Annotated in this window: 15 protein-coding genes; 9 read left to right on the top strand and 6 right to left on the bottom strand. The window is 54.3% G+C overall.

Features of this window, described 5'->3' with window-relative positions; genetic code table 11:
- Positions 1 to 26: 26 nt before the first annotated feature.
- From rpmI to thrS, 3 genes are all read right to left on the bottom strand, one after another.
- Positions 27 to 224 carry a 50S ribosomal protein L35 gene (gene rpmI, locus NI40_RS09275; protein WP_003030583.1) on the bottom strand — a complete coding sequence of 66 codons (198 nt, stop codon included), beginning with the start codon at positions 222 to 224 and terminating at the stop codon, positions 27 to 29.
- Positions 225 to 321: 97 nt separating this feature from the next.
- Complete coding sequence (gene infC, locus NI40_RS09270) at positions 322 to 864, bottom strand: translation initiation factor IF-3 (protein ID WP_014069901.1); 543 nt, start codon at positions 862 to 864, stop codon at positions 322 to 324.
- 3 nt (positions 865 to 867) lie between these two features.
- Complete coding sequence (thrS, locus tag NI40_RS09265; RefSeq protein WP_008500657.1) at positions 868 to 2,796, bottom strand: threonine--tRNA ligase; 1,929 nt, start codon at positions 2,794 to 2,796, stop codon at positions 868 to 870.
- A 142-nt stretch (positions 2,797 to 2,938) separates the two neighbouring features.
- Here thrS and yncL point away from each other — a divergent pair, with 142 nt between their 5' ends.
- Positions 2,939 to 3,211 carry a stress response membrane protein YncL gene (yncL, locus tag NI40_RS24440; RefSeq protein WP_080338151.1) on the top strand — a complete coding sequence of 91 codons (273 nt, stop codon included), beginning with the start codon at positions 2,939 to 2,941 and terminating at the stop codon, positions 3,209 to 3,211.
- A 98-nt stretch (positions 3,212 to 3,309) separates the two neighbouring features.
- The gene (gene yniD / locus NI40_RS23885) at positions 3,310 to 3,417 is read left to right on the top strand and encodes a small membrane protein YniD (protein ID WP_008500658.1); all 108 of its coding nucleotides are present in this window, start codon (positions 3,310 to 3,312) and stop codon (positions 3,415 to 3,417) included.
- 80 nt (positions 3,418 to 3,497) lie between these two features.
- Here yniD and NI40_RS09260 read toward each other — a convergent pair whose 3' ends face one another.
- Positions 3,498 to 4,256, bottom strand: a complete 759-nt coding sequence (locus tag NI40_RS09260) for a DUF481 domain-containing protein (protein WP_033145273.1) — start codon at positions 4,254 to 4,256, stop codon at positions 3,498 to 3,500.
- A 295-nt stretch (positions 4,257 to 4,551) separates the two neighbouring features.
- Here NI40_RS09260 and pfkB point away from each other — a divergent pair, with 295 nt between their 5' ends.
- The 3 genes from pfkB (at position 4,552) to NI40_RS09245 (ending at position 6,848) form a co-directional block, all read left to right on the top strand.
- Positions 4,552 to 5,484: a 6-phosphofructokinase II gene (gene pfkB, locus NI40_RS09255; protein WP_039262072.1), complete on the top strand. Its 933-nt coding sequence runs from the start codon at positions 4,552 to 4,554 to the stop codon at positions 5,482 to 5,484.
- Positions 5,485 to 5,591: 107 nt separating this feature from the next.
- On the top strand, positions 5,592 to 5,882 hold the full coding sequence (gene ghoS, locus NI40_RS09250) for a type V toxin-antitoxin system endoribonuclease antitoxin GhoS (RefSeq protein WP_039262070.1): 291 nt from the start codon (positions 5,592 to 5,594) through the stop codon (positions 5,880 to 5,882).
- Between the two features lie 105 nt (positions 5,883 to 5,987).
- Complete coding sequence (locus NI40_RS09245) at positions 5,988 to 6,848, top strand: fructosamine kinase family protein (RefSeq protein ID WP_029740438.1); 861 nt, start codon at positions 5,988 to 5,990, stop codon at positions 6,846 to 6,848.
- A gap of 36 nt (positions 6,849 to 6,884) precedes the next feature.
- Here the strand turns inward: NI40_RS09245 and NI40_RS09240 are convergent, their stop codons facing one another.
- The gene (locus NI40_RS09240) at positions 6,885 to 7,421 is read right to left on the bottom strand and encodes a YniB family protein (protein WP_023311291.1); all 537 of its coding nucleotides are present in this window, start codon (positions 7,419 to 7,421) and stop codon (positions 6,885 to 6,887) included.
- A 148-nt stretch (positions 7,422 to 7,569) separates the two neighbouring features.
- Between NI40_RS09240 and hxpB the strand changes: the two genes are divergently transcribed.
- The 3 genes from hxpB (at position 7,570) to tcyP (ending at position 10,452) form a co-directional block, all read left to right on the top strand.
- A complete protein-coding gene (gene hxpB, locus NI40_RS09235) occupies positions 7,570 to 8,241 on the top strand; it encodes a hexitol phosphatase HxpB (RefSeq protein ID WP_039262067.1) in 672 nt (223 codons plus the stop codon).
- A gap of 101 nt (positions 8,242 to 8,342) precedes the next feature.
- Positions 8,343 to 8,933 carry a metal-dependent hydrolase gene (locus NI40_RS09230; RefSeq protein WP_014883483.1) on the top strand — a complete coding sequence of 197 codons (591 nt, stop codon included), beginning with the start codon at positions 8,343 to 8,345 and terminating at the stop codon, positions 8,931 to 8,933.
- 127 nt (positions 8,934 to 9,060) lie between these two features.
- Positions 9,061 to 10,452, top strand: a complete 1,392-nt coding sequence (gene tcyP / locus NI40_RS09225; protein WP_008500667.1) for a cystine/sulfocysteine:cation symporter — start codon at positions 9,061 to 9,063, stop codon at positions 10,450 to 10,452.
- 48 nt (positions 10,453 to 10,500) lie between these two features.
- Here tcyP and cedA read toward each other — a convergent pair whose 3' ends face one another.
- Positions 10,501 to 10,857, bottom strand: a complete 357-nt coding sequence (cedA, locus tag NI40_RS09220; protein WP_075203981.1) for a cell division activator CedA — start codon at positions 10,855 to 10,857, stop codon at positions 10,501 to 10,503.
- Between the two features lie 86 nt (positions 10,858 to 10,943).
- Between cedA and katE the strand changes: the two genes are divergently transcribed.
- Complete coding sequence (katE, locus tag NI40_RS09215; RefSeq protein WP_039262065.1) at positions 10,944 to 13,193, top strand: catalase HPII; 2,250 nt, start codon at positions 10,944 to 10,946, stop codon at positions 13,191 to 13,193.
- Positions 13,194 to 13,305: the final 112 nt, after the last annotated feature.

Genomic DNA, 13,305 nt, shown 5'->3' with positions numbered 1-13,305 from the left:
TTAGTAAAAAATTAAACGTTAACGGCTTATGCGTACGGCAGGCACGCGATAACCAGACCCAGATCGCCTTTAGAAACGAGGCCTTTTGGACGCAGGTGACGTTTACGCTTAGTAGATTTTTTGGTCAGAATATGACGCAGGTTTGCGTGCTTACGCTTAAATCCACCACCACCGGTTTTTTTGAAGCGCTTAGCAGCACCGCGTACGGTCTTAATTTTTGGCATCTTAATAACTTCCACTTCGCATTGTTAAATAAACGAAACATAGGCGAACAAAACCTATGAAACCCGAAGGCTCCACAGATTTTGCTGCTTGAAGGCCTTACTGTTTCTTCTTAGGAGCGAGCACCATTATCATCTGGCGGCCTTCGATCTTCGTAGGGAAGGATTCGACTACTGCCAGTTCACTCAGATCGTCACGGACGCGGTTAAGCACTTCCATACCAATCTGTTGGTGGGCCATCTCACGACCGCGGAAACGCAGTGTGATCTTGGCCTTATCGCCATCTTCCAGAAAGCGAATCAGGCTGCGGAGTTTTACCTGATAATCGCCATCGTCGGTACCAGGACGGAATTTGATTTCCTTAACCTGGATAACTTTTTGCTTCTTCTTCTGTTCCTTAGAAGACTTACTCTTTTCATAAAGGAACTTGCCGTAGTCCATGATACGACAAACTGGCGGTTCGGCGTTAGGGCTGATTTCAACTAAATCTACTCCAGCTTCTTCAGCTTTTTCGATCGCTTCTCTCAGACTCACAATCCCCAGTGGTTCACCTTCAAGATCTGTTAAGCGAACTTCCTGGGCGCGAATCTCGCCATTGATACGATTCGGACGTGCCGTTTGAACTCGTTTTCCGCCTTTAATACCTTATTCCTCCAGTTGTTGAAGACTGCGGCTGCGAATCTCTTGTTGCAGCTTCTCAATCACTTCACTTACGTCCAGGCTGCCCAGGTCTTTACCACGGCGGGTGCGAACGGCAACTTTGCCTGCTTCCACCTCTTTATCACCACAGACCAACATATACGGGACACGACGTAAAGTGTGCTCGCGGATTTTAAAGCCAATCTTCTCATTTCTCAAGTCTGCTTTTACGCGAATGCCCGCATTTTGTAGTTTCTGCGTCAATTCTTTAACGTAATCCGCCTGAGAATCGGTAATGTTCATCACCACGACCTGCACTGGCGCAAGCCAGGTTGGGAAGAAGCCAGCGAACTCTTCGGTCAGGATGCCGATGAAGCGCTCCAGAGAACCGAGAATTGCACGGTGAATCATTACCGGTACCTGACGCTCGTTGTCTTCGCCAACATAAGAGGCGCTTAAACGCTGCGGCAGGGAGAAGTCCAGCTGTACAGTACCGCACTGCCATGCGCGATCGAGGCAGTCATACAGGGTAAATTCAATTTTCGGACCGTAGAATGCGCCCTCGCCCAGCTGGTATTCGAACGGAATACCGTTCTCTTCCAGCGCCACGGCGAGATCCGCTTCTGCGCGATCCCATGTCTCATCGCTACCGATACGTTTTTCCGGACGCGTTGAGAGTTTGACCACGATCTTCTCGAAGCCAAAGGTGCTGTACATATCGTAGACCATACGAATACAGGCGTTAACTTCGTCACGGACCTGATCTTCAGTACAGAAGATATGCGCATCATCCTGAGTAAAGCCACGAACACGCATCAGACCGTGCAGCGCACCTGATGGTTCGTTACGGTGGCAGCTACCGAACTCCGCCATACGCAGCGGCAGGTCGCGGTAGGATTTCAGACCCTGGTTGAAGATCTGAACGTGGCCTGGGCAGTTCATTGGCTTGATGCAGTATTCACGGTTCTCAGACGAGGTGGTGAACATCGCATCTTTGTAGTTGTCCCAGTGGCCGGTTTTTTCCCACAGCACACGGTCCATCATGAACGGGCCTTTCACTTCCTGATACTGGTACTCTTTCAGCTTGGAGCGTACGAAAGTTTCCAGTTCACGGAAGATAGTCCAGCCGTCGTTATGCCAGAACACCATGCCCGGCGCTTCTTCCTGCATGTGGTACAGGTCAAGCTGCTTACCGATTTTACGGTGGTCACGCTTCGCCGCCTCTTCCAGGCGCAGCAGGTACGCGTTCAGGGCTTTTTTATCGGCCCACGCGGTACCATAGATACGCTGCAACATCTTGTTGTTGCTGTCGCCACGCCAGTAGGCGCCTGCGATCTTCATCAGCTTAAAGTGATGACAGAAGCGCATGTTCGGCACGTGCGGTCCACGGCACATGTCGACGTATTCTTCGTGATGGTACAAGCCAGGCTTGTCATCATGCGAAATGTTTTCGTCAAGAATAGAGACCTTGTAGCTCTCGCCGCGCTTCACGAAGGTTTCACGCGCTTCGTGCCAGCTGACTTTCTTCTTGATGACGTCATAGTTCGTTTCGGCGAGCTCGTGCATGCGTTTTTCGAGCGCGTCGATATCTTCCTGAGTCAGGGTGTGGTCAAGGTCAACGTCGTAGTAGAAACCATTGTCGATAACCGGACCGATCGCCATTTTGGTGTTTGGCCACAGCTGTTTGATGGCATGGCCTAACAGGTGCGCGCAGGAGTGACGAATGATCTCCAGACCTTCTTCGTCTTTCGCGGTGATGATTGCAAGCGTCGCATCGTTTTCGATCAGATCGGAAGCATCCACCAGCTCACCGTTAACGCGGCCAGCGATAGTCGCTTTCGCGAGACCAGGACCAATGTCCAGGGCAACATCCATTGGGCTAACAGCACGGTCAAAATGGCGTTGACTGCCATCAGGAAGAGTAATTACAGGCATTTTATATCCTTATTTGCAGTGATGCCCCACACATAAGAGCATATACAAAGAAAATAATCGTGATTTGACAATAGATTACGACACCATCTGACCAACAATCGTCAAATTGGTTCGTCATCATTCACCAGCCGAATTCAGATTAATGTGGATTTACGGCAAGCGACGTAATGTTAACACTAACGGCAAGGAGATTGCACCCTCTGCGGCCAGATTGATGGGCTGGCGCTTTCGTACGAATTTGCAGGTTGCTTCTCCCCTGCGCTCGCATTTCAAAGATGCTGGGCTACTCTTGAACAGGTCTATAAACCCAAAGGTGCATACCATGAACGTATCCAGTAGAACGGTTGTGATATTGAACATCCTTTCCGCCACAGGTTTATTGTTGATTCTCGCCGAACGATTCCACTGGTTCTGAGCCGAACCCTACGCTGGCATAACCCAATCGTTCCTGAGAAGGGGCATATTTCGGCCCTGTTTGGTAGACTGGGGATATCAACCAACAAGGATTAGGTTATGCCAACTAAACGATTTGCCGTAAAACACTGGAAAATGGTGCTGGTGCTGATTGCCATCTGCGGCGCAATGCTGCTACTCCGTTGGGCGGCAATGATTTGGGGCTAGGGGCGAAGACAAGTCATCAGAAGGGACGTCAAAAGACCGCAGACAATAAACGGGCCGACATCATCATCGGCCCGCTTTTATTACATTCTATAACCCAGTGAAACCGTGGTTCTGCGGTCGGTATGATCCGGCGCAGATTCTGGTGGTGAAGAGTTCCAGGTCACGTTGTAGGCGACTTTCAGGCCAAAGTGTTCGTTGATAGCCACGTTCAGCGCCGTCTCAGAGTTCAGCGTCGTATCGTCGGCACCAAATACAGAAACACCCTGGGTAAATTTGGTGTTGTCAGTCATCTGCCAGGCATAGGTACCGGAAGCGTAACCGAGCGGTTGGGTTTTGGTATCGCCATTGGTGTACTCGTCGTAACGCACACCCGGACCGAATTCAAAACGGAAGCTGTGTACCGGACCGTTCAGGAACTGGCGACCATAACCGGCGGTGAATACATCGCGCTGGCGATAACCGTTGTAACGGTCGGTTAACCAGCTTGCCTGACCAAACAGGTAGTCATAGTCGGTCATGTTGTAACGGCTACGTCCGCCTACCGCATACTTCTCGGAAGAACGTTCGTCGTTAGCGGAAGTGTTGCTGGCATTACCCCATAGAGACCAGGCGGTGGTATTACCGTACCAGGTGAGCGTACTGTCCGCCGTCAGAGAAGAGCTTTTCGTGTTACCGGATTGTGCCAGGTATCCGGCGTTCAGGTTACCTTCAAACGGTTTTTTCGCGGTGGAAGGATCGTCCATGACAGTAAAAACGGTATCATCAGCGGTCGCGTTCATAGCCGCAAACACGCCACCCGCCAGCATCAGTGCAGCGGGCACTGTCTTTAAAAGCTTCATTTTATTAAGGAGTCCGTACAACAAAAAAAGAGACCACACGGTCCCGGAATCTTTCTTGAGGATCAATGACAAGGCGTCCAGAGAAAGGTAACAAATTATAAAAAGCCGCAAATAACATAGCAATGTTTTCTTATTTCATTTTTTGAATAAGAACGATCTCAAAAAGCGTTTTATTTTATATATCCCCCGCCTCACTTTTCGTCAGTATTCATATTTAAAATCATACTGTTATTTACATTGCCTTCCTGACAAATGGTGCCAGGCTAATAAGAACCCATGCTAAAAGGAGGTAATGATGGTTTCTATTTATACTCTGACGCTCTCCCCTACCCTGGATTCCGCCACCCTGACGCCGCAGATTTACCCGGAAGGTAAATTGCGCTGCAGCGCCCCGGTCTTTGAGCCCGGCGGCGGCGGGATCAACGTGGCGCGCGCCATTACACACCTCGGCGGCAAAGCCACGGCCATTTTTCCCTCAGGCGGTGCCACCGGTGAACACCTGGTCTCCCTGCTGGCCGATGAACAGGTGGCCGTTGAAACCGTTGAGGCCAAAGACTGGACGCGGCAAAACCTGCATGTCCACGTAGAATCCAGCGGCGAGCAGTACCGTTTTGTCATGCCGGGCGCGAAACTCAGCGATGACGAGTTTCGTCAGCTTGAAGAAAAAGTGCTGACGATAGAAAGCGGCGCGCTGCTGGTGGTAAGCGGCAGCCTGCCGCCCGGCGTAAGCACGGAAAAATTGACGGCGCTGATTCAGGCCTCGCAGCAGCGCGGTATCCGCTGCATAGTCGACAGCAGCGGCGAGGCCCTGCAGGCGGCCCTGGTGCCGGGCAATCTTGAGCTGGTCAAACCCAACCAGAAAGAGTTAAGCGCGCTGGTCAACCGCGAACTGACGCAGCCTGATGATGTGCGCACCGCAGCGCAGGAGCTGGTGCGAAGCGGCAAAGCGCGGCGCGTAGTCGTCTCCCTTGGCCCTCAGGGGGCGCTGGCAGTCGATGAATCGTCGTCCGTTCAGGTTGTCCCACCGCCGATGAAGAGCCAGAGCACGGTTGGCGCGGGCGATAGCATGGTGGGTGCGATGACGCTAAAACTGGCGCAGGGCGCGTCTCTGCTCGAGATGACACGCTACGGCGTGGCGGCGGGTAGTGCCGCAACCATCAACCAGGGCACGCGTCTCTGTTCGCTCGCCGATACGCAAAAAATCGTCGATTACCTGTCCCGAAATTAACCCCTCTTCCCCTTCGTCTTTAACGGAGGGGAATGTCGTCTCTGAGTCGCCAAACGCAAACTATCGACTATGCTAAGAAAACTTCCATGATAACAATGAGGTGAATTATGAGCAGTGGTGACATCACACGCTACGTCGTGACCATCAACCTTCATGAAGCATCGCTGACCGAGCTGAATGAGCTCAACAATGCTTTCACCCGCGCTAATTTTCTCCTCACGCTGACGGATGACGAGGGCAACATTCATGATTTAGGCACCCTGACATTTGGTCTGATCGGCGCCCTGAGTCAGGAAGAGGTTCATGCGCTGGCCGCCAGTCTGGTGGAGAGCGTGACCGACAAGCCTGCCGAAATTGACGTGGATACCTGGGAAAGATGGCGGAAAAAAGAACAATAAGTGCGCTGTATGAATTTAAACCGCTCAGGTGTGCGTTAGTTCGTATTTTTTTACCGCAGTTATGCGCTAACTTTATGATCTGGCAGACAACATGGGAGAGACAACATGTGGCAGGCTATCAGTCATCTTTTACGTGAGCAACTGGGTGAAGGTGAAATTGAACTGCGTAACGAACTGCCAGGCGGTGAGATCCACGCCGCGTGGCATTTACGCTACGCAGGGCGCGATCTCTTCGTTAAATGCGATGAACGAGAGCTGCTTCCAATATTTACCGCCGAAGCCGACCAGCTGGAACTGTTGTCCCGCAGTAAAACGGTCACGGTCCCGCAGGTTCTGGCCGTGGGGAGCGACCGCGACTACAGCTTCCTGGTGATGGAATATCTCCCCGCCCGCCCGCTGGATGCCCATAATGCGTTCATCCTTGGCCAACAGTTGGCGCGCCTGCATCAATGGAGCGACCAGCCGCAGTTTGGTCTCGACTTTGACAACGATCTCTCCACCACGCCACAGCCCAATGCCTGGCAGCGTCGCTGGTCGACATTTTTTGCCGAGCAGCGCATTGGCTGGCAGCTAGAGCTAGCCGCCGAGAAAGGGCTGGAATTTGGCAATATCGACGCCATCGTCGAGCACGTTCAACAGCGTCTGGCATCCCACCAGCCTCAGGCGTCGCTGCTTCACGGCGATTTGTGGTCCAATAACTGCGCGCTGGGTCCCAACGGCCCGTACATCTTTGACCCGGCCTGCTACTGGGGTGACAGAGAGTGCGATCTTGCCATGCTGCCGCTTCATCCTGAGCAGCCGCCGCAAATATACGACGGATACCAGTCTGTTTCCCCCCTCCCGCCCGGTTTCCTCGACCGCCAGCCGGTGTATCAGCTTTATACGCTGATGAACCGGGCCATTCTTTTTGGCGGAGAACACCTTGTTAACGCGCAGCGGGCACTCGAGCGTATGCTTGCCGCCTGAGAAGATAACGGGTGGCCTTGCCGCCACCCTTATCGATTACAGAAAACCGAGCAGTGAGAAGAAGAAGTATCCCGCCACAATGATAATCACGGGAAGGATATAGAGCGGGAAAATTTGCAGGAAAATGGTGTGACGCGGCACAACGATGCGGGATTCAATCTGTTCCCGACTCATTCCTTCCGGGCCTTTGGCCTGCTCCAGAATCAACTGATCCTCAACGCCTTCGCGTAAAAAGCGCGTCTGGCGACTCATTCTCGCGCCAGAAGCCTGCAGTGCCAGGGCGACAAAGATCAGGGCGTATATCACCCAAAAGCCGATATTCAGCTGTTGATGAAAATCCGGGGTTGGTGAGTTAAACCAGAAGACATTCAAAAATGGCGTATTAAAACGCATCATCTCAATCATGACATGAGCGAAATCAAGCATTACCGCATTGATACCCGGCTGTTTTTCGCTGTGGTCGTACATAAATTTGAGTACAGAAATCAGCGTAGAAATGACGGCAGGAATAAAAATCACCCAGCCAGCAATACGTTTTAAGACCGCAATGCGTCCAGCTTGTTGATACGTCATCAGTTCCTCTTCATAAAGACGCGTTATTTGTGCCTAAGTCTACCTGCTGGTCATCAATTTCGCCCGCTCTTTAAAAGCAATATGCTAAATTGCAGAGTGTGCTTAGCACGTATCGTCTGTCGAACACCCTGGATAAGGAGACGTTGTGATGTCGACACCGCGCCAAATTCTTGCCGCAATTTTTGACATGGATGGATTACTGATCGATTCCGAACCGCTGTGGGATCGCGCCGAACTGGACGTTATGGCCAGCCTGGGCGTGGATATCAGCCGCCGTAATGAACTTCCCGATACGCTGGGCCTGCGCATCGATATGGTGGTTGACCTGTGGTTTGCCCAACAGCCGTGGGTGGGTCCCGGTCGCGATGAGGTGACCGCACGCATTATTAGCCGCGCCATTTCTCTGGTGGAAGAGAACAGGCCGCTGCTGCCCGGCGTACGTGAGGCCGTCGCGCTGTGTAAAGCCCAGGGGCTAAAGGTCGGACTGGCCTCGGCTTCACCGCTGCATATGCTGGAAAAAGTGCTCACGATGTTTGAACTGCGCGACAGTTTCGACGCGCTGGCGTCCGCTGAAAAATTGCCTTACAGCAAGCCGCACCCGCAGGTCTATCTGGACTGCGCCGCAAAGCTGGGCCTGGATCCCCTCAACTGCGTTGCGCTGGAAGATTCCGTTAACGGTATGGTGGCGTCGAAGGCTGCACGGATGCGCTCCATTGTGGTGCCCGCTGAAGAAGGCCGTCACGACCTCCGGTTTGCCCTCGCCGACGTGAAGCTTAACTCGCTGGCAGAACTCACGGCGCATCACCTGCAGGGCGGTTAACGCCCTTCTCCGGTTTGTGACAAACAGTTACACCGTCACCTCTTCCGCCTACTGTATAAAAACCCTATACTGTATGAATTGACAGTTTTGTGGGTTTTATCATGACGGCGGAAGGCCACCTGCTTTTTTCTATTGCGTGCGCAGTATTTGCCAAAAACGCTGAACTCACTCCCGTGCTGGCACAGGGGGACTGGTGGCATATTGTCCCTTCCGCCGTATTGACCTGTCTGCTGCCCGACATTGACCACCCCAAATCTTTCCTCGGACAACGCCTTAAGTGGGTGTCGAAACCCATCGCCCGCGCGTTCGGCCACCGGGGGTTCACGCACAGCCTGCTGGCCGTGTTTGGCCTGCTGACGCTTTTCTATTTGAAGGTGCCCGAAAGCTGGATAGTCCCCGCCGATGCCATCCAGGGGATGGTGCTGGGCTATTTAAGCCATATTCTCGCCGATATGCTGACGCCTGCGGGCGTGCCGCTGCTTTGGCCCTGCCGCTGGCGTTTCCGTTTTCCGATCCTCGCACCGCAGAAAGGGAACCAGCTTGAGCGCGTATTGTGCATGGCGCTTTTTGCTTATGCCGTCTGGATGCCGCAAACCTTGCCCGAAAACAGTGCAGTTCGCTGGTCATCCCAGATGATTAATTCGCTGCAATTTCAGTTCAATCGCTTTATTCATCACCAGATTGAACAGTAAACCGACAAAATCATCCCATTTGTCATAACCCATTCCATTTGGATATAAGCGCTACATCACACTTCTGCTAACCTTCCGCCAACAGGATCGGTAAAAACCGACCCAATAATAAATCAGGAGAACGGGGATGAATTTTCCACTCATCGCGAACGTCGTTGTGTTCGTTGTATTGCTATTGCTTCTCGCGCAGGCGCGCCACAAACAGTGGAGCCTGGCGAAAAAAGTGCTGGTTGGTCTGGCCATGGGTGTCGTATTTGGTCTGGCATTACAGGCAATTTATGGCTCCGATAATCCAGTTCTGAAAGACTCTATTCAGTGGTTCAACATCGTCGGTAACGGCTATGTTCAGCTGCTGCAGATGATCGTTATGCCGCTGGTATTCGCCTCTATTCTGAGCGCCGTTGCCCGCCTGCATAACGCGACCCAGCTGGGAAAAATCAGCTTCCTGACCATTGGTACGCTGCTGTTCACCACGCTGATTGCCGCGCTGGTGGGTGTGCTGGTCACCAACCTGTTTGGCCTGACCGCAGAAGGTCTGGTTCAGGGTACCGCTGAAACGGCGCGTCTTACCGCGATTCAAACCAACTACGTTGGTAAAGTGGCTGACCTGACCGTGCCGCAGATGGTGCTCTCCTTCATTCCGAAGAACCCGTTTGCTGACCTGACCGGTGCGAGCCCAACCTCGATCATCAGCGTGGTTATTTTCGCCGCGTTCCTGGGCGTAGCGGCGCTGAAGCTTCTGAAAGACGACGCGCCTAAAGGCGAACGCGTGCTGACCGCGATTGATACCCTGCAAAGCTGGGTGATGAAGCTGGTGCGTCTGGTGATGCAGCTGACGCCTTACGGCGTGCTGGCGCTGATGACCAAAGTGGTTGCCGGCTCTAACCTGCAGGACATCATCAAGCTGGGCAGCTTCGTTGTCGCCTCTTATCTGGGTCTGGGCATTATGTTCGTGGTGCACGGCATCCTGCTGGGCGTAAACGGCGTCAGCCCGCTGAAATACTTCCGTAAAGTCTGGCCGGTACTGACCTTTGCCTTCACCAGCCGTTCCAGCGCCGCGTCTATTCCGCTGAACGTTGAAGCGCAAACCCGTCGTCTGGGCGTGCCTGAATCCATCGCCAGCTTCTCTGCCTCCTTTGGTGCCACCATTGGTCAGAACGGCTGTGCGGGTCTGTACCCGGCGATGCTGGCGGTGATGGTTGCCCCTACCGTTGGGATTAACCCGCTGGATCCGGTCTGGATCGCCACGCTGGTCGGGATTGTTACCGTCAGCTCCGCAGGCGTTGCGGGCGTTGGCGGTGGCGCAACCTTCGCCGCGCTGATTGTGCTGCCTGCGCTGGGTCTGCCCGTGACGCTGGTCGCGCTGCTGATCTCCGTTGAACCGCTGATCGACATGGGCCGTACCGCGCTGAACGTGAGCGGCTCCATGACCGCCGGTACGCTGACCAGCCAGTGGCTGAAGCAGACCGACAAAGCGATTCTGGAAAGTGAAGACGACGCCGAGCTGGCGCACCGTTAATCACGGTAGAAATAAAAAAACCGCCTGATGGCGGTTTTTTTATGGCTGTTATTCCTCAACCTCTTCATCCTGGCGGATCTGCATCGCCCACCGTTGCGCTGACTCCGGCACGGTAAACGTGGGCGAGCGGCGGAAGTGTTCGCCGATCAGCACGAAGGCCACGTATTTTCCCCGCAGCTGCCAGACATCGCGAAAACCCTCCACTTTCAGGGCATGGTCAGGCGGCGCGGGCTCAACGCGGGGCACATAGCTAATAACCTGGCGGTTTTGTTGACGAAGAGGTTTCATAAGCGACTGGTTCACTAAAGCAAATTCTTGAAGCAGGAAAATTCTATGATAGCCGATCCTGCAGCCTTCCGTCGCGCCCCGAGTGGGCGAGAAGGCTCCTTTCGTCAATGACGGCATGTGAAAACTCTTAGTTCGCGAGCCATCTCGCGACATTGTTCTATCCTTAATAGGGTTTTTAGCAATGGATAAAGGAGAAGCGTGCAATGTCGAACAAAGATAAAACACATCAATCACCGATTCATGGCACTGAGGAATCTCAACCGGGTATGGACTCTCTCGCCCCTGCTGACGGCTCTCACCGCCCCTCCCCTGGCCCCTCTGCACCGGGCGAACAGCCTACCGCACCGGGAAGCATGAAATCGCCGGAGACGGGAAACGAGAAGCTGAAATCGCTTGAGCCGCACCGCAAAGGCGGCGAAGGTTTTGCGCTGACCACCAATCAGGGCGTGCGCATTGCTGACGATCAGAACTCCCTTCGCGCAGGCGCGCGCGGGCCAACCCTGCTGGAAGATTTTATCCTGCGGGAAAAAATCACCCATTTCGACCATGAGCGAATTCCGGAACGCATCGTCCACGCGCGCGGTTCCGCTGCGCACGGCTACTTCCAGCCCTATAAGAGCCTGAAAGCGATCACCAAAGCGGATTTCCTCTCCGATCCGGACAAAATCACTCCGGTATTTGTGCGCTTCTCCACCGTACAGGGCGGCGCGGGTTCGGCAGATACCGTCCGGGATATCCGCGGCTTTGCCACCAAGTTTTATACCGAAGAGGGTATTTTCGATCTGGTGGGCAATAACACCCCGGTGTTCTTCATTCAGGACGCGCATAAATTTCCTGACTTTGTCCATGCGGTAAAACCGGAGCCCCACTGGGCCATACCGCAGGGACAAAGCGCGCACGACACCTTCTGGGACTATGTCTCCCTGCAGCCTGAAACCTTACACAACGTGATGTGGGCGATGTCAGACCGCGGCATTCCGCGCAGCTATCGCACCATGGAAGGCTTTGGCATCCACACCTTCCGTCTGATCAACGCCGAGGGTAAAGCCACGTTCGTCCGTTTCCACTGGAAGCCGGTGGCGGGTAAAGCCTCCCTGGTGTGGGATGAGGCGCAGAAGCTGACCGGTCGCGATCCGGACTTCCATCGCCGCGAGCTGTGGGAGTCCATCGAAGTGGGCGACTTCCCGGAGTACGAGCTGGGCCTGCAGCTCATTCCGGAAGAGGACGAATTTAAGTTCGATTTCGACCTGCTTGACCCGACGAAGCTGATCCCGGAAGAGCTGGTGCCGGTTCAGCTGGTGGGTAAAATGGTGCTCAACCGCAACCCGGATAACTTCTTTGCCGAAAACGAACAGGCCGCGTTCCACCCGGGGCATATCGTGCCGGGGCTGGACTTCACCAACGATCCGCTCCTGCAGGGACGTTTGTTCTCGTATACCGATACGCAGATCAGCCGTCTGGGCGGGCCGAACTTCCACGAAATTCCGATTAACCGCCCAACCTGCCCGTACCACAATTTCCAGCGCGACGGGATGCACCGTCAGGATATTGATACCAATCCGGCGAACTATGAGCCGAACTCCATCAACGATAACTGGCCGCGTGAAACGCCTCCGGCGCCGAAACGCGGTGGATTCGAATCGTACCAGGAGCGTATCGACGGCAACAAAATTCGCGAGCGCAGCCCGTCGTTCGGCGAATATTACGCCCACCCTCGCCTGTTCTGGAACAGCCAGACGCCGATTGAGCAGCAGCACATTATCGGCGGCTTCAGCTTTGAGCTGAGCAAAGTGGTGCGTACCTACATCCGCGAGCGGGTCGTCGATCAGCTGGCGCGCATTGATATTCAGCTCGCCCAGAGCGTTGCGGATAACCTGGGCATTACGCTGACCGACGAGCAGCGCAACCTTGCCCCGCCTAAAGAGGTTAACGGCGTGAAGAAAGATCCGTCGCTGAGCCTGTATGCCGTGCCGGGTGGCTCGATTAAAGGCCGCGTGGTCGCCATCCTGCTGAACGACAAAACCCGCGCCAGCGACGTGCTGGGGATTATGCAGGCGCTGAAGACCCAGGGCGTGCATGCGAAACTGCTTTATTCCCGCATGGGGGAAGTGACCGCCGATGACGGCTCCGTGCTGCCGGTGGCGGCGACCTTTGCCGGGGCGCCATCGCTGACCGTCGATGCGGTGATTGTGCCGTGCGGAGACATTGACAGCCTGCTGAACAACGGTGACGCCGTGTATTATCTGCTGGAAGCCTATAAGCACCTGAAACCGATCGCGCTGTCCGGCGACGCGCGACGGTTTAAGGCGCAGCTGAAGGTGGCCGATCAGGGTGAGGACGGCATTGTCGAGGGCGACAACGTTGACGATGCCTTTATGACGAAGCTGTTTGATTTGCTCGCCGCGCACAGAGTGTGGTCGCGCAGCAGCAAGATTGATCAGATCCCGGCGTAAAAAATACCCTCACCCCGGCCCTCTCCCTGAAAGGGAGAGGGTGAAATGCAGACCTGTGTTCGCATTACAGACCGCACGGCCCAGTCCCCTCTCCCTTTTGGGGAGAGGGTTA

It is taken from the genome of Enterobacter sp. E20, from assembly GCF_000801755.2.
In the GTDB taxonomy this organism is placed as follows: Bacteria; Pseudomonadota; Gammaproteobacteria; order Enterobacterales; family Enterobacteriaceae; genus Enterobacter; species Enterobacter asburiae_B.
This window is presented reverse-complemented; position numbering and strand designations above follow the sequence as displayed.

Bases quoted from the DNA above. Each gene is read 5' to 3' on its own strand.
- NI40_RS09245 (WP_029740438.1), top strand. From the start codon at position 5,988: ATGTGGCAGGCTATCAGTCATCTTTTACGTGAGCAACTGGGTGAAGGT.
- yncL (WP_080338151.1), top strand. From the start codon at position 2,939: ATGTGGATTTACGGCAAGCGACGTAATGTTAACACTAACGGCAAGGAG.
- NI40_RS09230 (WP_014883483.1), top strand. From the start codon at position 8,343: ATGACGGCGGAAGGCCACCTGCTTTTTTCTATTGCGTGCGCAGTATTT.
- tcyP (WP_008500667.1), top strand. From the start codon at position 9,061: ATGAATTTTCCACTCATCGCGAACGTCGTTGTGTTCGTTGTATTGCTA.
- hxpB (WP_039262067.1), top strand. From the start codon at position 7,570: ATGTCGACACCGCGCCAAATTCTTGCCGCAATTTTTGACATGGATGGA.
- yniD (WP_008500658.1), top strand. From the start codon at position 3,310: ATGCCAACTAAACGATTTGCCGTAAAACACTGGAAAATGGTGCTGGTG.
- cedA (WP_075203981.1), bottom strand. From the start codon at position 10,857: ATGCCGTCATTGACGAAAGGAGCCTTCTCGCCCACTCGGGGCGCGACG.
- thrS (WP_008500657.1), bottom strand. From the start codon at position 2,796: ATGCCTGTAATTACTCTTCCTGATGGCAGTCAACGCCATTTTGACCGT.
- rpmI (WP_003030583.1), bottom strand. From the start codon at position 224: ATGCCAAAAATTAAGACCGTACGCGGTGCTGCTAAGCGCTTCAAAAAA.
- NI40_RS09240 (WP_023311291.1), bottom strand. From the start codon at position 7,421: ATGACGTATCAACAAGCTGGACGCATTGCGGTCTTAAAACGTATTGCT.
- NI40_RS09260 (WP_033145273.1), bottom strand. From the start codon at position 4,256: ATGAAGCTTTTAAAGACAGTGCCCGCTGCACTGATGCTGGCGGGTGGC.
- ghoS (WP_039262070.1), top strand. From the start codon at position 5,592: ATGAGCAGTGGTGACATCACACGCTACGTCGTGACCATCAACCTTCAT.
- katE (WP_039262065.1), top strand. From the start codon at position 10,944: ATGTCGAACAAAGATAAAACACATCAATCACCGATTCATGGCACTGAG.
- pfkB (WP_039262072.1), top strand. From the start codon at position 4,552: ATGGTTTCTATTTATACTCTGACGCTCTCCCCTACCCTGGATTCCGCC.